General features: G+C 56.6%; 1 pseudogene. It reads right to left on the bottom strand.

The window, feature by feature from the left end:
* Nucleotides 1-98, bottom strand: a pseudogene (locus tag CFR79_RS15565) (IS5/IS1182 family transposase); the annotation flags it as partial.
* Between the last annotated feature and the right edge of the window lie 443 nt (nucleotides 99-541).

Here is a 541-nt window from a genome sequence, read left to right as displayed (position 1 = left end):
CCGTTTCGGTTAACGAAGATGATGCCGCTCAGCACGCGACGGTCATCAACACGAGGCCAGCCGTAGCTCTTGAGAAAGAAAGGCGGAAGACGCTCCATCCGCTCGTCCGTCAGCCAATACAGACAGATTACTCATCTTCAGTCTCCTCACAGAGCCTGAATCAGATTTCTCACCTCAAATCAATGGGTCCTGAGGCTAGCAGGACATGTCCGCCCAGCTTGCGATTATGTGGTGATGCCTCATGGTGGTTAAGGCCAAACCTCCCTTGTCGATGGGGTGTGATAAGGTTCTGGCTAGTAGGCGTTCTTGTTGACCGAGGGATGTAAGGCGAATGGCCCGAGTGGCCGCAAAAGACCCAGCGACGTGCAACAGGCCGCCGGGGATCAAGGCATCTACGGCCATACCCGTCAGCCCCGCAATGGCGGGGGACGCATGAGTCCTTAGAGCCCTTTTGGAAATTCACGGATGAGCGGTTCGGCGTAGCATGAGGCTTCCCATGGCGATGTGGATCATGGCCTCTGCCACGTCGATACGCTGCTCG

It is taken from the genome of Komagataeibacter saccharivorans (assembly GCF_003207825.1).
GTDB classification, from domain to species: domain Bacteria; phylum Pseudomonadota; class Alphaproteobacteria; order Acetobacterales; family Acetobacteraceae; genus Komagataeibacter; species Komagataeibacter saccharivorans.
This window is presented reverse-complemented; position numbering and strand designations above follow the sequence as displayed.